Source organism: Pseudomonas sp. CFBP 13719, assembly GCF_014842095.1.
Classification (GTDB): domain Bacteria; phylum Pseudomonadota; class Gammaproteobacteria; order Pseudomonadales; family Pseudomonadaceae; genus Aquipseudomonas.
On sequence record NZ_JACYVB010000008.1, the window covers coordinates 140,207 to 164,286 of the forward strand.

General features: G+C 63.4%; 24 protein-coding genes and 1 tRNA gene. 6 read left to right on the forward strand and 19 right to left on the reverse strand.

Going from position 1 to position 24,080, the window contains the following annotated elements; translation table 11 throughout:
* Positions 1 to 15 precede the first annotated feature (15 nt).
* The 3 genes from IFT57_RS21920 (at position 16) to IFT57_RS21930 (ending at position 3,453) form a co-directional block, all read left to right on the forward strand.
* Positions 16 to 501 carry an LEA type 2 family protein gene (locus tag IFT57_RS21920; RefSeq protein WP_192152655.1) on the forward strand — a complete coding sequence of 162 codons (486 nt, stop codon included), beginning with the start codon at positions 16 to 18 and terminating at the stop codon, positions 499 to 501.
* Between the two features lie 87 nt (positions 502 to 588).
* Complete coding sequence (locus IFT57_RS21925; protein ID WP_192152656.1) at positions 589 to 810, forward strand: SEC-C metal-binding domain-containing protein; 222 nt, start codon at positions 589 to 591, stop codon at positions 808 to 810.
* Positions 811 to 993: 183 nt separating this feature from the next.
* A complete protein-coding gene (locus IFT57_RS21930) occupies positions 994 to 3,453 on the forward strand; it encodes a penicillin acylase family protein (protein ID WP_192152657.1) in 2,460 nt (819 codons plus the stop codon).
* A 60-nt stretch (positions 3,454 to 3,513) separates the two neighbouring features.
* On the opposite strand, the gene IFT57_RS21935 is transcribed toward IFT57_RS21930, so the two are convergent.
* From IFT57_RS21935 to IFT57_RS22010, 16 genes are all read right to left on the reverse strand, one after another.
* Positions 3,514 to 4,065 (reverse strand): DUF1285 domain-containing protein, encoded by a 552-nt coding sequence (locus IFT57_RS21935; RefSeq protein WP_192152658.1) that lies wholly within the window; start codon positions 4,063 to 4,065, stop codon positions 3,514 to 3,516.
* 10 nt (positions 4,066 to 4,075) lie between these two features.
* A complete protein-coding gene (locus tag IFT57_RS21940) occupies positions 4,076 to 4,678 on the reverse strand; it encodes a DUF4823 domain-containing protein (protein WP_122713990.1) in 603 nt (200 codons plus the stop codon).
* Between the two features lie 91 nt (positions 4,679 to 4,769).
* Entirely contained in the window at positions 4,770 to 5,417 is a 648-nt protein-coding gene (locus IFT57_RS21945) for a TetR/AcrR family transcriptional regulator (protein WP_122795070.1), read from the reverse strand.
* Positions 5,418 to 5,751: 334 nt separating this feature from the next.
* Positions 5,752 to 6,543 carry a TatD family hydrolase gene (locus IFT57_RS21950; protein WP_192152659.1) on the reverse strand — a complete coding sequence of 264 codons (792 nt, stop codon included), beginning with the start codon at positions 6,541 to 6,543 and terminating at the stop codon, positions 5,752 to 5,754.
* Positions 6,544 to 6,556: 13 nt separating this feature from the next.
* Positions 6,557 to 6,913, reverse strand: coding sequence for a PilZ domain-containing protein (locus IFT57_RS21955; protein WP_043185228.1), 357 nt, complete (start codon positions 6,911 to 6,913; stop codon positions 6,557 to 6,559).
* Between the two features lie 349 nt (positions 6,914 to 7,262).
* Positions 7,263 to 8,249: a DNA polymerase III subunit delta' gene (locus tag IFT57_RS21960; RefSeq protein WP_192152660.1), complete on the reverse strand. Its 987-nt coding sequence runs from the start codon at positions 8,247 to 8,249 to the stop codon at positions 7,263 to 7,265.
* The gene (tmk, locus tag IFT57_RS21965) at positions 8,242 to 8,874 is read right to left on the reverse strand and encodes a dTMP kinase (protein ID WP_122713994.1); all 633 of its coding nucleotides are present in this window, start codon (positions 8,872 to 8,874) and stop codon (positions 8,242 to 8,244) included. The genes IFT57_RS21960 and tmk overlap by 8 nt, the downstream gene beginning before the upstream one ends.
* A 17-nt stretch (positions 8,875 to 8,891) precedes the next feature.
* Positions 8,892 to 9,998: an endolytic transglycosylase MltG gene (gene mltG, locus IFT57_RS21970; protein WP_192152661.1), complete on the reverse strand. Its 1,107-nt coding sequence runs from the start codon at positions 9,996 to 9,998 to the stop codon at positions 8,892 to 8,894.
* A gap of 3 nt (positions 9,999 to 10,001) precedes the next feature.
* Positions 10,002 to 10,817 carry an aminodeoxychorismate lyase gene (gene pabC / locus IFT57_RS21975; protein ID WP_192152719.1) on the reverse strand — a complete coding sequence of 272 codons (816 nt, stop codon included), beginning with the start codon at positions 10,815 to 10,817 and terminating at the stop codon, positions 10,002 to 10,004.
* Positions 10,817 to 12,061 (reverse strand): beta-ketoacyl-ACP synthase II, encoded by a 1,245-nt coding sequence (gene fabF / locus IFT57_RS21980; protein WP_192152662.1) that lies wholly within the window; start codon positions 12,059 to 12,061, stop codon positions 10,817 to 10,819. The genes pabC and fabF overlap by 1 nt, the downstream gene beginning before the upstream one ends.
* Before the next feature lie 109 nt (positions 12,062 to 12,170).
* Positions 12,171 to 12,407 carry an acyl carrier protein gene (gene acpP, locus IFT57_RS21985; protein ID WP_043185221.1) on the reverse strand — a complete coding sequence of 79 codons (237 nt, stop codon included), beginning with the start codon at positions 12,405 to 12,407 and terminating at the stop codon, positions 12,171 to 12,173.
* A 197-nt stretch (positions 12,408 to 12,604) separates the two neighbouring features.
* On the reverse strand, positions 12,605 to 13,345 hold the full coding sequence (gene fabG, locus IFT57_RS21990; RefSeq protein ID WP_122476491.1) for a 3-oxoacyl-ACP reductase FabG: 741 nt from the start codon (positions 13,343 to 13,345) through the stop codon (positions 12,605 to 12,607).
* Between the two features lie 15 nt (positions 13,346 to 13,360).
* On the reverse strand, positions 13,361 to 14,299 hold the full coding sequence (gene fabD, locus IFT57_RS21995; RefSeq protein WP_192152663.1) for an ACP S-malonyltransferase: 939 nt from the start codon (positions 14,297 to 14,299) through the stop codon (positions 13,361 to 13,363).
* Between the two features lie 129 nt (positions 14,300 to 14,428).
* Positions 14,429 to 15,439, reverse strand: coding sequence for a phosphate acyltransferase PlsX (gene plsX / locus IFT57_RS22000; RefSeq protein ID WP_192152664.1), 1,011 nt, complete (start codon positions 15,437 to 15,439; stop codon positions 14,429 to 14,431).
* Positions 15,440 to 15,442: 3 nt separating this feature from the next.
* A complete protein-coding gene (gene rpmF / locus IFT57_RS22005; protein ID WP_003179396.1) occupies positions 15,443 to 15,625 on the reverse strand; it encodes a 50S ribosomal protein L32 in 183 nt (60 codons plus the stop codon).
* 13 nt (positions 15,626 to 15,638) lie between these two features.
* Positions 15,639 to 16,166 carry a YceD family protein gene (locus IFT57_RS22010; protein ID WP_192152665.1) on the reverse strand — a complete coding sequence of 176 codons (528 nt, stop codon included), beginning with the start codon at positions 16,164 to 16,166 and terminating at the stop codon, positions 15,639 to 15,641.
* A 94-nt stretch (positions 16,167 to 16,260) separates the two neighbouring features.
* Between IFT57_RS22010 and IFT57_RS22015 the strand changes: the two genes are divergently transcribed.
* Complete coding sequence (locus IFT57_RS22015) at positions 16,261 to 16,839, forward strand: Maf family protein (RefSeq protein ID WP_122714001.1); 579 nt, start codon at positions 16,261 to 16,263, stop codon at positions 16,837 to 16,839.
* A 120-nt stretch (positions 16,840 to 16,959) separates the two neighbouring features.
* Here IFT57_RS22015 and IFT57_RS22020 read toward each other — a convergent pair whose 3' ends face one another.
* Genes IFT57_RS22020 through rluC form a run of 3 tightly spaced genes read right to left on the reverse strand, consistent with a single transcriptional unit; the run spans position 16,960 to position 19,587 of the window.
* A complete protein-coding gene (locus tag IFT57_RS22020; RefSeq protein WP_122714002.1) occupies positions 16,960 to 17,958 on the reverse strand; it encodes a S49 family peptidase in 999 nt (332 codons plus the stop codon).
* Between the two features lie 14 nt (positions 17,959 to 17,972).
* Entirely contained in the window at positions 17,973 to 18,641 is a 669-nt protein-coding gene (locus IFT57_RS22025; protein ID WP_192152666.1) for an HAD-IIIA family hydrolase, read from the reverse strand.
* The gene (rluC, locus tag IFT57_RS22030; protein WP_122476782.1) at positions 18,631 to 19,587 is read right to left on the reverse strand and encodes a 23S rRNA pseudouridine(955/2504/2580) synthase RluC; all 957 of its coding nucleotides are present in this window, start codon (positions 19,585 to 19,587) and stop codon (positions 18,631 to 18,633) included. Before rluC ends, IFT57_RS22025 begins: the two co-directional genes overlap by 11 nt.
* A 743-nt stretch (positions 19,588 to 20,330) precedes the next feature.
* Between rluC and rne the strand changes: the two genes are divergently transcribed.
* Together rne and IFT57_RS22040 are read left to right on the forward strand one after the other, a co-directional pair.
* Positions 20,331 to 23,720: a ribonuclease E gene (rne, locus tag IFT57_RS22035; RefSeq protein ID WP_192152720.1), complete on the forward strand. Its 3,390-nt coding sequence runs from the start codon at positions 20,331 to 20,333 to the stop codon at positions 23,718 to 23,720.
* A gap of 143 nt (positions 23,721 to 23,863) precedes the next feature.
* Positions 23,864 to 23,940 (forward strand) — tRNA-Met (locus IFT57_RS22040).
* Positions 23,941 to 24,080 lie beyond the last annotated feature (140 nt).

Genomic DNA, 24,080 nt, shown 5'->3' on the forward strand with positions numbered 1-24,080 from the left:
CCGGAGGTCCCTGCCATGTCCGCTTGCACTCTCGTTCTGCGCAGCATCGGCTTGCTGTCACTGCTGGGACTCACGGGCTGCGCCACCTGGTTCACCGGCAACTACCAGGATCCTCAGGTGCATCTGGTCAAGGTCGAAGTGGTCAAGGCCAACATGCTGCAACAGCGCCTGATCCTGCGTTTCCGCATCGACAACCCCAACGGCCGCAGCCTGCCGGTGCGCGGCATGAGCTACAGCGTGCGCCTGGAAGACATGCTGCTGACCGAAGGCGACGTCAGCGACTGGTTCAGCGTGGCCGCCAACAGTGGCGAATACTACGAGCTGCCGGTGCGCACCAATCTCTGGCAACACGCGCGCGAGCTGTCACGCCTGCTCAAGCACCCCGAGCGAGCGATCCGCTACGAGTTGCGCGGCGAATTGCGCACCGGGGTGCTGTTCGGCCACGACGTGGTGCTCAACCACACCGGGGTAATCGACGCGCGCGGCTTGTCCGGTCGCTGAGACGTCGCAAAGATTTTTCCCGCAGCGCTGCTATTCCGAACCCAGGGTGAGATAATTCCGGCCAATTTCAACTGCGGAGTACTCTCGATGTCCCAGCAACCCCATGTGCACGGCCCTGACTGCAACCATGACCATGACCATGATCACCATCATGATCACCATCATGAGCACGACCACGGTCACGTGCATGGCCCGCACTGCAACCACGCCCCACAGGAACCGGTGCGCAATGCACTCAAAGATGTAGGCCGCAACGATCCCTGCCCCTGCGGCAGCGACAAGAAATTCAAGAAGTGCCACGGCGCCTGAGCCGCGGCGATGCCCGAGGGTGCTGCGTGCTGGCACCCCTCCCTTGACCCCAAACCCACCACTATGCGCTGTGCCCGCGAGCGGCCCGGGCAAGAAGAAAATATCCCCCGCCTGACGCTTGCGCGTCGCCCCCGCCCTCTCTAACGTAGCGCCTTTTACGCCAGCCCCCGCAGGAGCTTCGCCATGGCCTCGCCCGCCCGTTTCTTCTTCACGCCCACGTTCGGCTGCGCCGCCGTGGTCACCGGCATGCTCACCCTGACCGGCTGCCAACAATGGCTGGGCGGCTCCGCCGAGCAAAACCTGCCGCCAAGCGTGGGTGTACAGCCGCTCAAGGGCCTGGCGCAGAATGTCTCGGTCAGACGTAACGGGCTGGGCATGCCGCTTATCGAAAGCAATACCTTCCACGATGCCCTGTTTGCCCAAGGCTACGTGGCCGCCAGCGACCGCATCACCCAGATGGTCCGTCTGCGGCTGCTGGCCCAGGGACGCCTGGCCGAACTGGACGGCGTCGAAGCGCTGGACAGCGACCGCCTGCTGCGCAGGGTCAACCTGAAGAAAAGCGCCGACCAGTTGTATGCCGCCGCGTCACCTCGTCTGAAGCGTTTTTTCGATGTCTATGCACGGGGCGTCAACGCCTACCTGTTTCGCTACCGCGGCAAGCTCCCCGCGCAGTTGGCTGGCTACGCCCCCGAATACTGGAAGGCCGAAGACTCCGCGCTGATGTTTGCGCTGTGGTCGTTCAGCCAGTCGCTCAACCTGCAGGAAGAGCTGGGTTCGCTGGCACTGGCGCAGAAAGTGGGCACCGACAAACTGGCCTGGCTGCTGCCGGTCTATCCGGATGAAACCCTGCCTTTCAGCGAGGCCGACAAGCTCAAGGGCGTGTCGTTGGGCAACTCGATGGCCAGCCTGGCGGGCCTGACCACGATGAATCGCGAACTCGAGCGGCTTGGCGCGCCAAGCTCCAGCAACTGGGCCATCGCCCCGCAACGCACGCGGGCCGGAAAGAGCCTGTTCTCCAACGATATTCATGTGGCAACCAGCGTCCCGTCGGCGTGGAGCTTCGTGCAGCTGCGCGCGCCGCGCTTTCAGGCAGCAGGTGTCGCCCTGGCCGGTATGCCGGGCGTGGTGGCTGGCTTCAATGGTCAAGTCGCCTGGGGCATGGCGGCAGTGATGGGCGACAATCAGGATGTTTTTCTGGAGAAGGTCCGCAGCGAAGGCGGCCGCGTGCTGTATCAATCCAACGGCAAGTGGCAGCCGGCCCGCGTGCGTCAGGAGACCTACCTGGCCAAGGGGCAGCGTCCGCTGCGCGAAGCTGTCTACGAAACCGGCCACGGCCCGCTGCTCAACGACGTCAGCGGAATGCCGGCAAGCGGCGGCTACGGCCTGGCCCTGCAACTGCCGGATTTGACCGAAGACAAGAGCCTGGATGCGCTGTTCGATCTGTCGCGGGCCAGCAATGTCGAGAAGGCTTCGGATGCCAGCCGGCAGATACGCGCGGTGGCCACCAATCTGCTGTTCGCCGATGCCAGCAGCATTGGCTGGCAGGTCACCGGCCGCTTTCCCAACCGTCTCGAAGGCAAGGGCATGCTGCCCTCGCCCGGCTGGGATGGTAGACATGACTGGGACGGCTTCGCCGACCCCATGCTTCACCCCTACGACCAAGACCCGCCGCAGGGTTGGCTGGGTACCGCCAACCAGCGCATCGTCCCGCCCGGCTATGGCATCCAGCTGTCCAACGCCTGGTACTACCCCGAGCGCAGCGAGCGCCTGGCCGAACTGGCCGGCAGCGGCAAGCACGACACACGCAGCATGATTGCCATGCAGTCCGATCAGACCACGCCCTTCGCCGCCAAACTGAAAAAGATGTTTCTTGCGCCCGGCATGGCACAACCGCTGAAAAGCGCCATCGATGCGCTGCCGGAGGGCGAGCGAACCAAGGCCCGCGAAGCCTACACCCGCCTCATGGCCTTCGATGGCCGCCTCGCCGCGCAATCCGCCGATGCCGCGCTGTACGAGTTGTTCCTGCAGCAAAGCGCGCAGCGCACCTTCCTCGACGAGCTGGGCCCGCTCGACAGCGCCAGCTGGAAGGCCTTCGTAGCCCAGGGCATGTCTTCCTACTCGGCTCAGGCCGATCATCTGCTGGGTCGTGACGACAGCCCGTTCTGGGACGACCTGAGCACCGCGCAGAAGGAAGACAAGCCGGCCATCCTGGCGCGCAGCCTGGCCGCCGCGGTCAGCGCCGGCGAGGCGCAGATGGGCAGTGATCGAAGCACTTGGCAGTGGGGGCGTCTGCATCGCACCACCTGGACCGACACGGGCGGGCCCGATGCCGGCGCACCCGTGCTACGCGGCCCGGTTGCCACCGGCGGCGATCACACCACCTTGAACGCTGCGCCCTACCGCTGGGGCGACAGCTTCGACACCGCGTCGATACCGGCGCTGCGCATCGTGGTCGACTTCGCCCAGGCCGAGCCGATGATCGGCCTTGGCAGCAGCGGGCAGTCGGGTAATCCGGCCAGTGCCAACTACACCGACGGCATCGATGCGTGGCTCAAGGGTCAATACGTCAGCTTCCCGATGCAGCCGCAGCATTTCGACAAGGCCTACGGGACCAAGCGACTGACGTTGACGCCGCAGAAATAACCGTTTGAATCCACTGCCAAAAACGCAAGAAAGCCCCCGTTACTCGAAACGGGGGCCTGATTACTGCGCCGGATCCTGCCCTATCGGGAAGAACACCCCGCCACTCCACACCCCCAGCCAACCGTCACGCACCACGGCCAGCTCGACCAGCCGATAGAACACGTTGCGGTGAATGCGTGCTTCCAGATTGTTGCGCACCAACACGTAGGGTGACGGTTGCTGAGTGCACGGGTCGATGTCGACCCGCAGCGGGTGCTGTGCGTCGGCATCGACGCAGTCCTCGACATTGCTTGTGAAGCGCAGCGACTGCTGCTCGCCTTCCCCCGACACCTGCATGTCGATAGCCACGAACGGTGCGTCATCGACGACGATGCCGACTTTTTCCACGGGCGTCACCAATACGTACTCGTCGCCATCGCGGCGCAGGATCCCGGCGAACAACTTGACCATCGCCGATCGGCCAATCGGGGTGCCCTGATAGAACCAGGTACCGTCACGGGCAATGCGCATGTCGATGTGCCCGCAGAAATCGGGATTCCACAGGTGCACGGGCGGCAAGCCCTTCTTGGCGGTAGGAATGTGCGCCAGCAAATCGTCGGCCCTGCCCGTCATGCTCGTCTCCTCAGCGGCTTACGCCCAACAAGCTGCGAGCGTAGTCCTCAAGGGGTGGACCAAGCAAATCTTCCGGTTTGTTGTCGCGCATCGTCAACAGCCCGCCACGGCTGCGGATGGTCGCGGTGTCGATGAGATAGCGGGTGCTGGTTTCGATGAGCATAATCTGAATCACGCTGCTGTCGACCCCGAGCCGGTCCAGAGCCTCCTGGTCGGCCCATTCGTCAGCATTGCCGATACGGTCGTCGGCACGCGCGAAACGGGTGTAGAGCAGGTAATGCGCGCCGGCATTGCGCGCCTCGCCCAAGGCCTGTTCCAGGCCCAGCGGTGCCGGGGCGCGGCGTACCAGGGGAAAGTACTCGACGAACGCTTCGAACGCCTGTTCAGCCACCACGTTGGGCCGCGGGTAGGCGCCGCCGGGCGGCACGAACGCGCCTTGGCCAATATAGATGAACGAGTCAGGCTGCACGCGCAGGTTGTTGAACCGGCGAGTTTCACTGTGGTTCAACACACCCGCATCGCTCAAGTGATAGCGAGCGCCTTCGCCCAGATCACTGACCTTCATGCAACCGCTCAACGCCAACAGCGCCAGCAGCACGACCAGGTTACGCATGCATCCTCCAGAGCCGGCGACAAGATCCCGGCGATCAGCGACATGATGCAGCTTCTGCGCCAGTTTGCAGGGCTCGGGATGGCTTGGGAGGTCAGGCTTCTTTGGGTGCGGGTATTTCCGGATCGCGTTTGCGCTTGTTGCCCATGCGCACGCCGATGTCCATGAGGAACTGGAAAAAGCCTTCCTGATCTTCCAGTACGTTGCTCCAGAACGGCGAGTGATACAGCGCCACCGCGCCATGTACCAGCGCCCAGGCAGCGCAATAGTGGAAATACGGCGGAACGTCTTCCAGCTTGCCCTCGCTGATTCGCCCCTCGATGAGGAACGTCAACCGTTCGAAATTGGAGGCGCGGATCTTGTGCAGTTGCTCGACGAGCTCGGGCACCTGGTTGCCCTTGACCACCTTCTCTTCGAGCCGATCGAACAGCCGATAGCGCTGCGGATCGCGCATGCGGAACTCGAAGTAGGCGCGGGACAGGGCTTCCTTGTCTCGATCGATGTCGGCCGAATGCAGCAGCGAGTTCAGGTCGCGCTCGTAGTCGAGCATCAGACGCAGGTAGATCTCGGCCTTGGATTTGAAGTGTTTGTAGATGGTGCCTTTGCCGATACCCACGGTGTCGGCGATCAGCTCGACCGTAACGCTGTCTTCGCCTTGCTCGAGAAACAGCGCCAGCGCGGTGTCGAGGATTTCCTGCTCGCGGCGGCGAAATTCACGGACCTTACGAGGTTCTTTTTGCATAGGAAGGACTGGATCGAAAGCGGAGGCAGTCATTATGCCTGTATGAGGTCAAAATGCACGGATCATCCGAATTCTCTGGCTTTATGGCGCATATGCCACGCAACCCTGCAATCCGTGCTGAGCAGCGGCGCGTGTATTCCAAATACGTTTAAGAAACCCCCGGGCGGCACTGGCGCCCCGGACCCATTCGACAATACTTGACCTGTCGGCGCGACATACTCCCCCAAGTGAAGCGTCGGCGAGGCGTCGATGGACCACGCGCCTGTTGTGACTCCTAATGGTCTTGACCCGGGATTCTCCCCCCAGAGCCCGGGTTTTTTTTGCCCGCGCAGGCTCAGGCCTGGCGACGGACCCGCGCCAGGGGGAACAGCCGGCAGAAATTGTCGGTGGTGCGCTCGGCCAGGCTGTCGAACGTCTCGCCGCGGACCGTGGCGATACACTGCGCGACTTCGCGGACATACTGCGGCAGATTGGACTTGCCACGGTAGGGAATGGGCGCCAGGTAGGGCGAGTCGGTTTCGACCAGCAAGCGATCGGCAGGTACCTGCCGCGCAACTTCACGCAGGGCATCGGCATTGCGGAAGGTCACGATGCCCGACAGCGAAATGTAGAACCCCAGGTCGAGGGCAGCCTTGGCCATCGCCCAGTCTTCGGTGAAGCAATGCAGCACGCCGCCCTGGGGCAATTGCGCCTCGCGCAACAGCGCCAAGGTATCGGCGCGAGCGCCTCGGGTATGCACGATCACCGGTTTGCCGGTCAAATTGGCCGCCTGCAGGTGCAGTCGAAACGACTCCTGCTGCAGCTGCGCCGCCTCGGGTTCGTAGTGGTAGTCCAGGCCGGTTTCACCAATCGCCACCACGCATGGCGCGTCGAGCTCGGCCATCAGCCAATCCAGCGCGGGCGGCTTGCCGGGAGCAAGGTCGAGGGGATGAATGCCGACCGAGCAATCGACGTCGTCGTAGCGACCGGCCAGGGCCTTGACCGTGGCGGCGTTCTCGGCGCTGACGCCGATGCACAGGAAATGCCCGACACCGCAGGCACGCGCAGCGTCCAAGGCGGTATCCAGGCAGCCGTTGTGTTCGGCAAGGTCGAGGCGATCCAGGTGACAGTGGGAATCTACGAGCATGAGGGTATGGGAACTACATCGTGTGAGTGGGACGGTCGGACTTCAAGGCGCCGGCCAGATAGGTTTCGATCTTGTTGCGCGCAGTATTGTCGCCGTCGTTGAACTGTACGCCCACGCCCGCAGCGCGGTTACCCTGGGCGCCTTTGGGGGTGATCCAGGCGACGCGACCGGCCACGGGAATCTTTTCCGGTTCATCCATCAGGTTGAGCAGCATGAACAGCTCATCGCCCAGCTTGTAGCTCTTGCTGGTCGGAATGAACAAGCCGCCGTTCTTGATGAACGGCATGTAGGCAGCGTACAGGACGGCCTTGTCCTTGATGGTCAGGGACAGAATACCGTTGCGCGGTCCGGGACTGACGGGTTGATTCATTCGTGCTCCGTTACTGATAGTGAATTTTCGCAGCAGTCAAACCACGTCCGCCGCCGACGCGGCTTGCGCCGCTGCTACAAGCAGCGCATGCCGCATCCGGCGTCACCGCGTCGCACCGACCAAACCGCGTCTGCCGCCGGCGCGGCTTGCGCCGCTGCTACAACCGGCGCATGCCGCATCCGGCGTCACCGCGTCGCACCGACTAATCAGCGTCCGCCTCCGACGCGGCTTGCGCCGCTGCTACAACCGGCGCATTCCTGTAGCAGCGGCGCGAGCCGCGTCCGGTATCACCACGGTACATCAGACAAACCGCAGCCAACATCGGCAGCGTTCGATCACAATGCACCCATCACGTCTGCCCCGGCAAGGCCATCCAGGACACCAGCAGCGCCTCGATGAGCAATACCCGGTTCAGGTTGGCCTTGCCCAGCACCTTCTGGCGCTGCATCAACACCCAATCCTGAATGGCCAGCACCTTGCTCTGGGTACTCTTGTCAGCCAGATATTGCAGCACCTTGCGCATGTCACTCAAGCCCAGACCCTGCTCGTCCGTCGTCAGCCGATAGCGCAGCAACAGGTTCGACCACTCGCAGAACCAGTCGAACAGCAACAGCAACGGCACGGCGTTCCAGGCTTCCGCCAACTGGCTGGGCGTCTGCTGCCCCTTCAGCAGCTTCTTCACCCCTTCGACCACCAGCGCCCGCTGCTCGACGATCCCGGCGGCCTGCAACCTGACCGCCGCAAGGGGCGAGCCGGCGGCCAACGCGAGCAGATCGGTGCGCGCAGCCTCGTCGAGTTCAGGCAGCGCCATTGCCAGCCACTGCAGGCTGACGGCCTGGCTGGGCAACGGGCAGGCCTGCTGCACGCAACGACTCTTGACCGTGGGCAGTAGTCGACTGGGCTGATGGCTGACCAACAGCAAGACGGTATTGCCCGAAGGCTCCTCGAGGCTTTTCAGCAGCGCGTTGGCCGCATTGACGTTCATGGCTTCGGCAGGCTCGATGAGCACCACCTTGCGCCCACCCATTTGCGCGGTTTGCACCACGAACGCGACCAACTCGCGCACCTGGTCGACCTTGATCGCCTTGTCCGCTTCCTCGGGTTCGAGGATGAAATTGTCCGGGTGGCTGCCGGCCTGCAGCAACAGACACGACTTGCAGGAACCACAGGCGTGCTGCGCGGCCGGACGCTGGCACAGCAACAGTGCCATCAGGCGCTCAGCGAGGGCACGCTTGCCGATGCCTTGCGGGCCGTGCAGCAGATAGGCATGGGCATGCTGGGTGCGTCCGGCCAGCTTCTGCCACAGGTCGTCCTGCCAGGGGTAGGCATCAGCCACGCGGCAAACCTCGCAGCTCGGGCAGCAGCGCGTCCAGCGCCTGCTGGACCTGCGCCAGGCTCTGCCCGGCATCGACCACCCGGTAGCGCGAAGGCGCTGCAGCGGCGCGGGCAAGGTAGGCGCCGCGCACCGCCTCGAAGAACGCCCGGCCTTCCTGTTCGAAACGATCAAGACGACCCCGCGCGCTGGCACGCGCCAGACCGACTTCCACGGGCAGGTCGAACACCAGCGTCAGGTCCGGGCGCAACGTGCCCTGGACAAAGGTTTCCAGCTGGGCGATGCGTTCCTGGGATAACCCACGGCCGCCGCCCTGATAGGCGTAGGTGGCATCGGTGAACCGATCGCACAACACCACCGCGCCACGCGCCAGCGCCGGGCGAATCACCTGGGCCAGGTGTTGTGCCCGCGCGGCGAACATCAGCAGCAGTTCGGTATCCACGCACATGGTTTCATCGCTGGGTGCCAGCAGCAGTTCGCGGATACGTTCGGCCAGGGGCGTGCCGCCCGGCTCACGGGTCAGCACCACATCCAGGCCGTCGGCACGCAGACGCTCGGCCAGGTATTCGCGATTGGTGCTCTTGCCCGCGCCTTCCGGCCCTTCCAGAGTGATGAATAAACCGGTCACAGGGTGTCCTTGCAAAGTCATGGAGCAGGCGCCTCGGCGGCGTCCGGCTTCTCTTGTGGCTCGCGCGTGCCGGTCTCTATCGGCGCCGTGGCAGGCGCGGGGCTCGAGCGATAATCGGCGCGGCGTTTGAGTTGATACTCGCGCACGGCATTGTTGTGGGCTTCCAGATCGTCGGAAAAGACATGGCTGCCGTCGCCGCGCGCGACAAAATACAGGCTACTGCCGGCAACCGGGTTGAGTGCGGCATGAATCGCCTCGCGGCCTACCATGGCAATGGGCGTGGGCGGCATTCCGGCAATCACATAGGTGTTGTAGGCCGTCGGCTCACGCAGGTCGGCGCGGGTCAGCTTGCCGTTGTAGCGCTCGCCCATGCCGTAGATGACGGTCGGGTCGGTCTGCAACAACATGCCCGCCTTGAGGCGACGCACGAAGACCCCGGCGATCTCGCCGCGCTCCTGGGGCACCCCGGTTTCCTTTTCCACCAGCGAGGCCATGATCAACGCTTGATAAGGCTCGCTGTAGGGAGCGCTGGCCGCGCGCTCGGCCCATTCACTGGCCAGCACTTCTTCAAGACGGGCGTAGGCCTGTTGCAGTAGCTCGACATCGCTCATGCCACGCACGTACTTATAGGTATCGGGAAAAAACCGGCCTTCAGGAAATACCTTGGCGTGACCGAGGCGCGCCATCACGTCACTGTCGCTCAGCCCGCCCAAGGTCTGCTCGAGCTTTTCCTGACGCGCCAGCGCGGCGCGCACCTGGCGGAAATTCCAGCCTTCGACCAGGGTCAGGCTGTACTGCACAACCTCGCCGCGCTGCCAGACGTCGAACAGGTCGTTGACGGTCATGCCGGGCGTCATGCGGTATTCGCCGGTGTGCAGGGGCTGTCCGGCACGGTTGAAGCGCCAGTACAGGCGCAACCAGAATGCATCGCGCAAGGTACCTGCCGCCTGCATGCGCAGGATCGTGCCGCCGGGGGTTGCCCGGTTGGGCACGTCGAGCAGCTGTTCTTGAGCCACGGCCAGGGGCTGGTTCAAGGCACTGTCGACTTTCCAGGCCACCACGCCCGTCGCCAGTGCGGCAACAACGATGAGCGTTTCCAGCAACAGCAGAAATTTACGCTTCACAAATCAGGCATCCAATAGCGCGTGGGCAATGCCTTGCAGTTTACGGGTGAGCGGTCCCGCCGACCACCTCAGTGACGTGAAAGCGCGCACCGGCCACACGCCGTAGACACTGTTGCAGACGAATACTTCGTCGGCCCGAGCCAGGTCCGCAGGCCACAGGTCACCCACGGCCACCTGCAGCCCCAGCGTCGCGGCCTGCTCCAGCAGTTCGGCGCGCATCACGCCGGCCACGCCGCAGCGGTGCAGCGCGGGCGTGTGCAACGCCCCGTCGATCACCAGGAACAGATTGCTGTAGACGCCTTCGACGAGGCGCCCGGACACGTCCAGCATCAAGCCCTCGGCAAAAGCCGGATCGCTCCATTCGGCGCGGGCCAGTACCTGCTCCAGACGATTGAGGTGCTTGAGTCCGGCCAGCAGGGGTTGCTCGGCGAGCCGAGTGCTGCAAGGGTAGAGTTCCACACCCTGCGCGCGGTGCGCCGGCGGATAGGCAGCGATGGGAGAACCTTGCAGAATGCGCCGCGCGCCAGCCTGCGGATCAGCGGCATAACCGCGCGCGCTGTCACCGCGGGTCACTATCAGCTTGAGCACACCCTGCCCCAGCGCCGCCGCATAGCGCACGACCTCGTCGCGCACCACCGCCAGGTCGGCGACGATGGCCAGACGCTGGCAGCCTAGCGCAAGACGCGTCAGGTGACGGTCCAGCAGCACCGCCTGGCCATTGCGTACGGCAATGGTTTCGAACACCCCGTCACCGTAGGCCAGGCCCCGACTCTTCAGGCCCAGCGCATCGCCTGGCTGCCCGTCGAGCCAGGCTTGCATCACGCGGGGAAGCGCCGGAACACCAGGGAACCGTTGGTTCCACCGAAACCGAACGAGTTGCTCAGCACCACGTCGATCGGCATGCTGCGCGCGGTGTGCGGCACGAAGTCCAGATCGCAGCCTTCGTCCGGCTCGTCCAGGTTGATGGTCGGCGGCGCCATCTGGCTGTTGATGGCCAGCACACTGAAGATGGCTTCGACGGCACCGGCAGCACCCAGCAGGTGCCCGGTCATCGACTTGGTGGAGCTCACCGCCAGCTTGTAGGCATGGTCGCCGAACACCGTCTTGATGGCGCTGACTTCGGCCAGATCGCCGGCCGAGGTGGAGGTGCCATGGGCATTGATGTATTGCACCTGGTCGGGCGTGATGCCGGCATCGCGCAGGGCGTTGGTCATGCAGCGCGCCGCGCCGGCACCGTCTTCGGGCGGCGACGTCATGTGGAACGCATCGCCGCTGGTGCCGAAACCGATCAGCTCGGCATAGATGGTCGCACCACGCGCCTGGGCGTGCTCGAGTTCTTCGAGTACCAGCGCACCCGCACCGTCGGACAGCACGAAACCATCACGGCCCTTGTCCCAGGGACGGCTGGCACGGGTCGGCTCGTCGTTGCGCGTGGACAAGGCACGCGCCGCGCCGAAGCCGCCCATGCCCAGCCCGCAGGCGGCCATTTCCGCACCGCCGGCGATCATTACGTCAGCCTCGCCATAGACGATGTTGCGCGCGGCCATGCCAATGCAATGGGTGCCGGTGGTGCACGCGGTGGCGATCGCGTAGTTGGGCCCCTGCGCGCCGAGGTGAATCGACAGGAAACCGGAAATCATGTTGATGATGGAGCCAGGCACGAAGAACGGCGATATCCGCCGTGGCCCGCTGTCGTGCAGGATGCGGCAGGTTTCTTCGATATTGGTCAGGCCACCGATGCCCGAGCCCATGGCCACGCCGATGCGCTCGCGATTGGCGTCGGTGACTTCAAGCCCCGCGTTGCGTACCGCCTGGAAGCCGGCAGCCAGGCCGTACTGAATGAACAAGTCGAGCTTGCGTGCCTCCTTGACCGAGAGGTATTGCTCGACATCGAACCCCTTCACCGAGCCGCCGAAACGGGTCGAATAGGCCGACAGATCCGTATGTTCGATGGGACCTATGCCACTGCGGCCGGCCAGGATGCCCTGCCAGCTGCTCGGCACGTCAGTGCCCAGCGGTGACAGCATGCCCATACCTGTGACCACGACGCGTCTACGCGACACAGCACTCTCCTTATTCTGGAAACATCACCGCGCGGCCGTCTAAAGAAAAAACCGCACGCCAACGAAGGCAGTGCGGTTTTCCATGACAAGCAACGGCGATTACAAAACGTTACGCCTGGTGGGCGGTGACGTAATCGATGGCAGCTTGAACAGTGGTGATTTTCTCGGCTTCTTCGTCAGGAATCTCGGTTTCGAATTCCTCTTCCAGAGCCATCACCAGCTCAACGGTGTCCAGGGAATCGGCACCCAGATCTTCAACGAAGGAAGAAGTGTTGTTGACCTCCTCCGCTTTGACGCCCAGTTGCTCGGCGACGATCTTCTTGACGCGTTCTTCGATGGTGCTCATACCTTGTTTTCACTCCTAATGGACATATGTCAGGCGGCTGGCCGGTACGTAAGTTTATAGAAGAAGCTCGGCTTTTCAAACTGAAAGCGTCACTGCGACCCCACGTAAGCCCGCCACCTAGAATTCGGATGCAGCTTTATAACGGATTTTGGATGCCGGGTAAGACATTTTTTTGAAGCAATCCGTCACATTTTCATTTACATGTACATGCCGCCGTTCACCGGAATTGTAGCCCCTGTGACGTAGGCTGCACCGTCGGAGGCCAGAAAACCGACCACTTTGGCGATTTCGTCGGCCTGACCCAGACGGCCCAGTGGAATCTGGCCCTGCAGCGCTTCACGCTGTGCTTCGGGCAATTCGCGGGTCATGTCGGTGTCGATGAAACCGGGCGCCACCGAGTTCACGGTGATTGCGCGCGAGCCGACTTCACGAGCCAGGGCACGACTGAAACCTTCCAGACCGGCCTTGGCCGCGGCGTAGTTTACTTGGCCGACGTTGCCCATTGCACCTACAACCGAACCGATGCTGATGATCCGGCCCCAACGCGCCTTGGTCATGCCACGCAATACGGCCTTGGACAGGCGGAACAAGCTGTTGAGATTGGTATCGACGACATCGTGCCATTCGTCGTCTTTCATGCGCAGCATCAGGTTGTCGCGGGTGATACCGGCGTTATTGACCAGGATCGCCGGAGCGCCGAACTGCTCCTGGATCTTGGCCAGGGTGGCAGCCACCGACTCGTCGCTGCACACGTTGAGTTCCAGGCCGGTGCCTTCGATGCCGTGCTCCTTGAGCGTGGCGGCAATGCGCGCGGCACCGCTTTCGGAGGTGGCGGTACCGATGACGGTGGCGCCCATGCGCCCCAGTTCCAGGGCGATCGCCTGGCCAATGCCACGGCTTGCGCCAGTGACCAGTGCAACTTTACCTTGCAGGCTCATGCAAGTTCTCCTTGATCAGGCTTGCGCCGCGCGAGCGGCGGCGAAGGCTTCGGGGGTGTTCAGGTTGTCGGTGCTCACGCCATCGGCGCAGCGCTTGTTGAGGCCGGCGAGGACCTTGCTCGGTCCGCATTCCACGAGACGCGGTGCGCCCTGGGCGGCCAGGTACTGCACGGTTTCAACCCAGCGCACCGGCTTGTACAACTGCTCGAGCAGGTCGCGCTTGAGGGTTTCGAGATCGGCCGGCACAGCGGCGCTCACATTCTGCACGACCGGGATTTGCGGCGACTGCCAGTCGATGGCATTGACCGACTCGGCGAAACGCTCGGCAGCCGGTTGCATCAAGGCACAGTGCGACGGCACGCTGACCGGCAACGGCAGGGCGCGCTTGGCGCCCTTGTTCTTGCACAGTTCGATGGCACGCGCGACGGCTTGCGTTGTGCCGGCGATCACCACCTGGCCCGGCGAGTTGAAATTGACCGCGCTGACCACATCGCCCTGGGCCGCATCGGCGCAGGCTGCCAGCACATCGGCGTCTTCCAGGCCAAGAATCGCCGCCATGGCACCCTGCCCGGCGGGAACGGCTTCCTGCATCAATTGGCCGCGACGCTCCACCAGTTTCACCGCATCGGCCAGGGACAGGCAGCCGGCGGCCACCAGCGCACTGTATTCGCCCAGGCTATGGCCGGCGACATAGGCCGGATGCTCGCCGCCCTCGGCCAACCACAGGCGCCACAGCGCGATGGAAGCGGCGAGAATGGCGGGTTGCGTCTTGTCGGTCTGATTGAGGCTTTCGACCGGGCCCTGCTGAACCAGCGCCCAGAGGTCATAGCCCAAGGCGTCGGACGCCTCCTTGAAGGTGTCCATGACCAGAGGGTACTGCGCACCCAGTTCGGCCAGCATGCCGAGCGACTGGGAGCCTTGCCCCGGGAAAACGAATGCGAGGGATGCAGACATTGAACAAGCCCTTGTATGATCTTGTTGCCGGAAAATTCGACGCCGGAAGCGTGTCCGGCGCACTGAACTGACAGTTGGATAACGTACATCTGCCAGTGGTCACATTTAAGCACCTCTGGCCGCGCACGCCTAAAGCAGCATCTGCGCCAGCTGCCCATGCAGGCGCTGCGGCAGGTTTTCGCGAATCTCGTCCCGCGCCCGGTCTATCGCACACTGCAACCCTTCCACACCAGCGGCGCCATGGCTCTTGACCACGATGCCTTGCAGGCCGAGCAGGCTCGCGCCGTTGTAGCGCGCAGGCGCCAGGTCAGCCTGCAGGCGCTTGAGCAGCGGCATGGCCAGCACGCCCGCAGCGCGCGCCATCAGGCTGCTGCGAAACAACGCCTGCACGCGCTCGGCGAACATGCCGGCCAGTCCTTCGTTGGATTTGAGCAGGATATTGCCGACGAAGCCGTCGCACACCACCACATCGGCCTCGCCTCGAAACACGCCGTCGCCTTCGATGTAGCCGGTGTAGTTCAGGCCCTGCGCTTTGCGCAACAGGCTGGCTGCCAGCTTGACCTGCTGGTTGCCCTTGATGTCCTCGGTGCCCACGTTGAGCAGCGCGACTCGCGGCCGCTCGACACCCAGCGCCTGAGCCGCAACCGAGCCCATGACGGCGAACTGATACAAGTGCTCGGCACTGCAGTCGACATTGGCGCCCAGATCCAGCAGCTGGCAATAGCCTCCCCGTGTCGGGATGGCGGCCATCATGGCTGGGCGGTCGATGCCCGGCAGGGTCTTGAGCAGGTGCCTGGACAACGCCATCAAGGCCCCGGTATTGCCGGCGCTGACCACCGCCTGGACCTGTTCGTCGCGCAGCAGCTGGAGCGCCACACGCATCGACGAATCCGGCTTGCCGCGCAGCGCTTGCGACGGACGCTCGTCCATGCCGACCACTTCACCGGCGGCAGCGATGTGCAGGCGTGAGCGATCCACTGCCGGCTGGCTGGCAATCAGTTCTTCGAGAAGTTGAGGGTGACCGACGAGGGTCAGGTGCAGCGAGGGCGTAGCAGACAGGCAGGCAAGGCTGGCCTGAACAATGCTGCGGGGACCGAAGTCCCCGCCCATTGCATCAATCGCGATGGACTGAGCGGACAAGATTTACTCGTCAGCGCCCTTGTCGATCACTTTACGGCCACGGTATACGCCTTCTGGCGATACGTGGTGACGCAGGTGCACTTCACCGGTGGTCTTTTCGACCGACAGGGTGCTTGCCTCGAGTGCGTCGTGCGAACGGCGCATGTCACGGGCAGAGCGGGATTTTTTGTTCTGCTGAACAGCCATAATTGATTAACTCCTAAACGTTTGGGTCACGCTTTAACTGCGCCAATACACTGAACGGGTTGGACCGCGTTACCTCGTCCTCGCTCGGATCGGGATCATCTGCTCCCGCCGGCTGCTGGCATTCTTCCGGATGATGAGCAGGCACGATAGGCAAGGCGAGCAACAGCTCCTCCTCGACCAGCGCCTGCAGATCCAATGGATCTTCGCCCAGTTCCAGCACGTCATAACCTTTCGGTAACGACTGGGTGTTCGCACCCTCCTTCACCACGGCATAACTGCATTCGCTGTGGATCGGCAGGGGTACCAGCTCAAGACAACGCTGGCAAACCATCTTGACTTCGACGTCCAGGCAGCTGTGGATGACCACGGCCTTGCGTTCGTCTCGCTCGAAAATGAATTTGGCCTGCACCGTACCGACGTTGTCGGAAAGCGGGTCGCAGAGTCTCTCCAAATCGGCCAAGAGCAGCGAACCTTCTAGGGTTACGCCACGATCTGCCAATTTGCGCGGGTCAACGTGAGGTGGAATCGGGTCATTCAACATAGGCGCAGCATTCTAGGGACGACCCCCTCACCTGTCAAAGGAAATTCAGGCCCAAGTGCATGATAGAGTGGCCGTTCATCCACAGGAGCCTGCCATGCCTGCCCTGCTACTCGCTTCCAGCTCCCCCTACCGCCGTGAACTGCTGGCGCGGCTGCGCCTGCCGTTCACCTGCGCATCGCCCGACATCGACGAAAGTCACCTGCCGGACGAGCCGGCGTGCGCCCTGGTCAAACGCCTCGCCGAACAGAAAGCCCGGGCGCTGGCCGCGTTGCATCCCGGGCATTTGATCATTGGTTCGGACCAGGTGGCCGTGCTCGCAGATCGGATTCTGGGCAAGCCTGGCGACTTCGCCCAGGCACGCGAACAATTGCTGGCTGCCAGTGGCCGGTCCGTCACATTCCTGACCGGACTGGCGCTATTGAATGTCGCCAGCGGCGAGTGTCAGGTCGATGTGGTGCCGTTCACGGTGCACATGCGCCCGCTATCGGCCGCTGCCATCGAGCGCTACCTGCTGGCAGAGCAGCCTTATGACTGCGCCGGCAGCTTCAAGGCCGAAGGGCTGGGCGTGACCCTGTTCCAAAGCACCGAAGGTCCGGACGCCACCAGCCTGGTGGGCCTGCCGCTGATTCGTCTGGTGGACATGTTGCTTGCAGAGGGTGTGCAACTGCCTTGAGCCTTGCGGGGGTGATTACCGCCGCTTTCGCGGGCAGAGCCCGCTCCCACAAGCGCAGGAGCGGCCTTCTGCGGGAGCGGGCTCTGCCCGCGAAAAGGCCATCGACAGCGCTACAACGACTCAGCGCAGGCTCGGCCCCTGGAAGCCCATCCACATGGCGATCTGATCGGCGACGCTGGCACCGAACTTCTTCGAGAAGCGGTCGAGCGGTGATTCCTTCACGGTGAAGTCGACCATATCCTTGGCGCCGATCACGTCACGGGCCACCATGCTGCTGCTGCCCAGCGCGTCGACCAGACCCAGTTGCAGTGCCTGCTCGCCCGACCAGATCAGCCCGGAAAACAATTCGGGATGCTCTTTGTCTTTGAGTCGGTCGCCACGCCCGGCCTTTACGCTGTCGATGAACTGCCGATGAGTGGTTGCCAGCACGCCCTTCCAGAACTCGGTTTCATCGGCACGCTGCGGCTGGAACGGATCCAGGAATGCCTTGTGCTCGCCCGAGGTATAGGCACGGCGTTCGACGCCCAGCTTTTCCATGGTACCGACAAAGCCGTAGCCGGCCGCCGTCACGCCAATGGAACCGACCAGACTGGATTTGTCGGCGTAGATCTGATCCGCGGCGCTGGCGATGTAATAGGCGCCGGACGCGCCCAGGTCGGCGATGACCGCGTAGACCTTGATGTCCGGGTGCTCGCCGCGCAAGCGACGGATCTCGTCGAAGACGTAGCCAGACTGCACCGGACTGCCGCCAGGGCTGTTGATGCGCAAGATCACGCCCTTGACCTTGGTGTCTTCGAATGCGCTGCGCAGGCTGCCGACGATATTGTCCGCGCTGGCGGCTTCCTTGTCGGCAATCACACCGCGCACGTCGATCACCGCGGTGTATCCGGACGCACTGCCGCTCGTGGCCTTTTCCATGTCCAGCAGCGGCGAGAAGAGGAAGATCGCGCCGAACAGGTAGATAAAGGTCAGCAGCTTGAAGAAGATGCCCCAGCGGCGCGCCCGGCGCTGTTCCTGCACACTGGCCAGCAAGGTTTTTTCGAGCAATCGCCAGCTTTTTTCGTCGCCCACAGGGGCGCTGTCATCTTCACTGCGTGGAGCTTTCCATTGATCGGACATTCTCTACCCCTTGGTCAGGCTGATACGCGACGACTGTCGAGCCACGCGGGCAATTGATCGAACGATTCGATGCACATCTGCGGTTCGTATTGGCGCAGCACATGCAGCGGCAGTGCCCCGTAACCGACGGCCACGCTGTGCATGCCGGCATTGCGCGCCATCAATAGATCGAACGAGGCATCGCCAACCATCAGCGAGCGCTCGGCCCCCACTGCGCAGTGGCTCATGATCTGCTCGAGCATCAGAGGATGGGGCTTGCCGCGGGTTTCATCGGCAGCACGGGTGATGTCGAAAAAGTCTTCCCAGCCATGCGCCTTGAGCACGCGATCCAGCCCACGGCGCGCCTTGCCGGTTGCCACGGCAAGGCGGTAGCCCTGTTCGCGAAACCCGAGCAAGGCTTCGCGCACACCGGGAAACAGCGCAGACGGCGTGGCGTCCAGGGCCATGTAGGCATCGGCGTAATGCGCGCGCATGGTCAACACCTGGGCCTCGTCAAGCTGGGGATACAGCACGCCGATGGCTTCGGACAGGGCCAGACCGATGATGCCCTTGACCGCCTCGTCACTGCATGGCGGATAGCCCGACAGTGTCGCCGCGGCGTGCATGGCCTCGACGATCCGGCCAATGGAATCGCACAGGGTGCCGTCCCAATCGAAGATCAGCAGCGAGTAGTCAGCTTGCACTCAGGCGCTCCACGGTCCGGGCCCAGACCTCATCGACCGGCGCCTCGACCTTCAACTCGCCGCCATCGGGCAGCGGCACGGTCAGCGCGTAGGCGTGCAGGAACAGACGCTTGCCGCCCAGCTCGCGAATCTCTTTGGAGAAGTTTTCGTCACCGTACTTGGTGTCGCCGGCGATCTCGTGCCCGGCATGCAGGGCGTGCACGCGAATCTGATGGGTGCGCCCGGTGATCGGGCGTGCCTCGACGATGGTCGCGAAGTCGCCGAAGCGGCGCAGCACCTTGAACAGGGTCAGCGCTTCCTTGCCTTCTTCGTTGATCTCGACCATGCGCTCGCCCGAGCGCAGGTTGCTCTTGAGCAGGGGCGCATTGACCTGCTTCTTGGCGGTCGCCCAATGTCCACGCACCAGCGCCATGTAGCGCTTGTCGACACCGTCGCCACGCAGCGCCGCGTGCAGGTGGCGCAGCATGGAGCGTTTCTTGGCGATCATCAGCAGCCCGGACGTGTCGCGATCCAGCCGATGCACCAGCTCGAGCTCCTTGGTGTCAGGGCGCAACTGGCGAAAGGCTTCGATCACGCCGAAGCTCAGGCCGCTGCCGCCATGCACGGCAATACCCGCCGGCTTGTTCAGCACGATCAAGGCCTTGTCCTCGTAGACGATGGCGTCTTCGAGCCGTTGCAGCAGCCCCTGGGCAACCGGCACGGGCGCGTCGCGCTCGGGCAGGCGCACCGGCGGCACGCGCACGATGTCGCCGGCCTGCAGCTTGTATTCCGGCTTGATGCGCCCTTTGTTCACCCGCACTTCGCCCTTGCGCAGGATGCGATAGATCAAGGTTTTAGGCACGCCCTTGAGCGCCGTGATGAGAAAGTTGTCTATGCGTTGGCCGGCAAGTTCCGGCGCAACCTCGATCAGCTGAACGCCGGAGGTTGGGGGAGTAGTAGTCGTCATGGCCGCGATCATAACAATTTTTTATGGATTTGAAGCACTTAATGATTGCTGCTATAGTCGCGAACGCCGCCATAAGCGGCTGGGCAGCGGACAAGCGGTTATGAACCGGCCCTGACCAACGCAATTCTCGAGGACGCGAGGCCGTCCTACGGGGCTTTTGCCAGTTACGGAGTGTTTGAGGGCAACGCCGCGCAGGTGCGAGAAAACCGATGAAAGCCCAGGAACCCCGGCATACCGGACACCTTCCTGCCTTTCGTTCGACGCCACTTACGCTTTGCAGTCGTCCTTACCCAGTTCAGGTACAAGCTTCGGAAACCCAATGCCTTAGTCATACAGGGCGAACTTTACGAATTGAAGTTCGCGATATTGCCAACCCGTTGCGGATTCAGCGCGCGGCAGCACCCGAATTATCAGGGATACGTGTAGGGTGGAGATGCACAACCGTCGGACCGTGTAGCACCGCGTCACGGCAGGAAGCAGCCTCAGGCACTTCTGCCATGCCGGTCTTTAACAAGACGCTCAAGGGCGTCCACGCCAGACGATTGATTCCTCCTCCTGACTGAGTGCTTTTGACACCACAGCAAGCAGGACGCGTCGTCGCGGTTCCGCCCCTGTTGGGCAGAAATCGCTGGACACTGCAGTGGCCTAGGCCCTGTTGACGCACCTGACACCGACCGTGAGAAGTCGTGTGTGCCGAACGCCGTTTCCGGCAGCCCGGAAACCGACGGTACTACATGAAAAGAATGCTGATCAACGCGACTCAACCCGAAGAGTTGCGTGTTGCCCTTGTAGACGGCCAGCGCCTCTACGACCTGGACATCGAGTCGGGCGCCCGCGAGCAGAAGAAGGCCAACATCTATAAAGGCCGCATCACTCGCATCGAACCCAGCCTTGAAGCCGCCTTCGTCGACTTCGGCTCGGAACGCCACGGCTTCCTGCCCCTCAAGGAAATCTCCCGCGAGTACTTCAAGAAAAACCCCGAAGGCCGCGTCAACATCAAGGAAGTCCTGAGCGAAGGCCAGGAAGTCATCGTCCAGGTCGAAAAGGAAGAGCGCGGCAACAAGGGCGCCGCCCTGACCACGTTCATCAGCCTTGCCGGTCGTTATCTGGTACTGATGCCGAACAATCCGCGTGCTGGCGGCATTTCCCGTCGCATCGAGGGTGAAGAGCGCAACGAATTGCGCGAAGCACTCAATGGCCTGGTCGCCCCTGCCGACATGGGCCTGATCGTTCGCACCGCCGGCCTTGGCCGCAGCAGCGAAGAGATGCAGTGGGACCTGGACTACCTGCTGCAACTGTGGACCGCGATCAAGGAAGCCTCGCTGGACCGCTCCGCACCTTTCCTTATCTACCAGGAAAGCAACGTCATCATCCGTGCGATCCGCGACTACCTGCGCCAGGACATCGGCGAAGTGCTGATCGACAGCGTCGAAGCCCAGGATGAAGCCCTGACCTTCATCCGCCAGGTAATGCCGCAGTACGCCAGCAAGATCAAGCTGTACGAAGACAGCGTGCCACTGTTCAACCGCTTCCAGATCGAAAGCCAGATCGAAACCGCTTTCCAGCGCGTGGTCGAGTTGCCTTCCGGCGGTTCGATCGTCATCGATCCGACCGAGGCACTGGTGTCCATCGACATCAACTCGGCGCGCGCCACCAAAGGCAGCGACATCGAAGAAACCGCCCTGCAGACCAACCTCGAGGCCGCTGAAGAGATCGCGCGCCAGCTGCGTCTGCGCGACATCGGCGGCCTGATCGTCATCGACTTCATCGACATGACGCCGGCCAAGAACCAGCGCGCCGTGGAAGACAAGGTCCGTGAGTCGCTGGAAGCCGACCGCGCTCGCGTACAAGTGGGCCGCATCTCCCGTTTCGGTCTGCTGGAAATGTCCCGTCAGCGCCTGCGCCCCTCGCTGGGCGAAAGCAGCGGCATCGTCTGCCCGCGCTGCAGCGGCACCGGCATCATTCGCGACGTCGAATCGCTGTCGCTGGCCATCCTGCGCCTGATCGAAGAAGAAGCTCTGAAGGACCGCACCGCCGAGGTCCGCGCCCAGGTGCCGATTCCGGTCGCAGCGTTCCTGCTCAACGAAAAACGCAACTCCATCACCAAGATCGAACTGCGCACGCGTGCCCGCATCGTGATCCTGCCGAACGATCACCTGGAAACGCCGCATTTCGAAGTGCAGCGCCTGCGTGACGACAGCCCGGAAGCGCAGAACAGCCTATCCAGCTACGAAATCGCCGCTGCCGAAGTGGAAGAAGTGCTGCCGGTTGCCGCCACGCGCACCTTGGTTCGTCAGGAAGCCGCGGTGAAAACCGCGCCGACCCGCGCCGCCGCGCCGGTCGTAGCTGAAGAACCTGCCCCTGTGGCAGCGGCAGCGCCTGCCCCCACCCCTGCTCCACAGATCGCCGAACCCAGCCTGTTCAAGGGCCTGGTCAAGTCGCTGGTGAGCCTATTCGCCACCAAGGAAGCGCCTGCTGCACCTGTGGTCGTCGAGAAACCCGCTGCCACTGCCACCGAGCGCCCGGCGCGCGAAGAGCGTCGCAACGGCCGCCAGCAGAGCCGCAACCGCAGCAGCGGTCGCCGCGACGAAGAACGCAAGCCACGCGAGGATCGCGCACCGCGTGAAGATCGCGCTGCCCGCGAAGATGCACCTGCCGCCCGTGAAGAACGCCCTGCCCGCGCACCGCGCGAGGAGCGCCAACCGCGCGCGCCGCGTGAAGACCGTCGCCCACGCAATGGTGGCGATGACGCTCCACGGGTCCGTGAACTGCGTGAACCGCTGGACGCTCCAAGCGCACGCGAAGAGCGCCCGGCCCGCGAAGAGCGCGCCCCGCGTGAAGAACGTGTCGTTCGCGAAGAGCGTGCTCCTCGTGAAGAACGCGCCCCTCGCGAAGAGCGCCCTGCTCGCGAAGAACGTGCACCGCGCGAAGAGCGTCCGGCCCGTGAAGAGCGTCAGCCCCGTGCTGCACGCGAGGAACGTGTCGAGCATTCGGAAAACCCGGTCGAGACAGAAGTCGACAATGCCGAAGAAGTACTGACCAGCGAAGAACTGCTGCAGGACGACAGCCAGGACAGCAACGACGGCGATCGTCCGCGTCGCCGGTCCCGTGGTCAGCGTCGTCGCAGCAACCGTCGCGAACGTCAACGCGATGCCAACGGCGACGTAATCGAGGGCTCGGAAGAGTCGAACGAGTCGACTGCAGAAGGCGAGTCGAACGGTGCCGCCCTGGCTGCCGGCGTTGCCGTCACCGCAGCGGTAGCGGAAGGCGCCATCAGTGCCTCTGCCGAAGCCCAGGCCCATGAGCAGGCCGAACAGGCCAATCGCAGCGTGCAGCCTGCTACCGTCGAAGACACTGCCGCCGCCGAAAGCGAAAGCCTGGCCGCGCCGGAGATCGTCGCCACCGCGCCGACCGCAGAGGCGGCCGTTGAGGTGCCGGTAGATACGGCAGCAGTTGCTCCTGCCCAGACCCACAGCGAGCCTGAAGTCGAACGTCCCGCCACGGTCTCGGCGCCCGACACCTGGGCTGCTCCTGCCAACGAAAGCGCCGCACCGGTGGTCGAGCAACAGCCCGCCATCGAAGCAGCCAAGCCTGTCGAGGTCGCCGAACCTGTGCAAGAGCACGTCGCCGAGCCGGTGGAAGTGACGCCTCCGTTCGACGCCACACCAGCGCCGGTCAGCCAACCTGGCGCCGATGTCGAAGTGGACGCGCCGGTGGTGGTCGATCCTGCGCAGCTCAGCGAGCCGACGCCTCAGCCTCGCGCTGCCGAGCCTGCTGCAGACGCTCCGTGGTTGCCTGCCGAGCCTGCCTTGCACCACATCAGCGAACCGGCTGGCGCGGAACCTGTGGCAACCGAGCCTGTGGTAGTCGAACCGACTGCTTTCCTCCCCGTCGCCGAGCCCGTGCAGGCAAGCGAGCCCGCAGCGGTCGTGGAGCCAGAGCCTGTTCAGGAAGCCGAACCGGCGCCGGCGCTGCCAAGCAACGGTCGTGCACCCAACGACCCACGCGAAGTGCGTCGTCGCAAGCGCGAAGCCGAGGAAGCGGCGAAAGTCGCTGCCTCGAAGCCCGACACTGAGGTATCCAGCGCCGCTGTCGCGCAAGATACCCAGGACGAGCCCAAGCCGCTGGTGTAATCAGCCCGTGTGAATCAGCCCCCGCCGCGCAAGCGCCGGGGGCTTTTTCTTGCCATTGGTGCAGGTATCTCACCTGTTTCGAACCTTAATGCATTTTAAGCGTTGACAGCCTTTCAACTATCTGTAGAATGCGCCTCCACAGACGCGGGATGGAGCAGTCTGGTAGCTCGTCGGGCTCATAACCCGAAGGTCGTCGGTTCAAATCCGGCTCCCGCAACCAAACATCGGAAGGGCCACTCTATAAACGGGTGGCCTTTTTCGTATGCGCTCGAAAAAGCCCTCTGCCACGGCAACACGCCCTGCACACCTGCAATGTGAAAGTTGCTTTACAGTTGGCCACGCGTCGGTCACCGGTCGTGC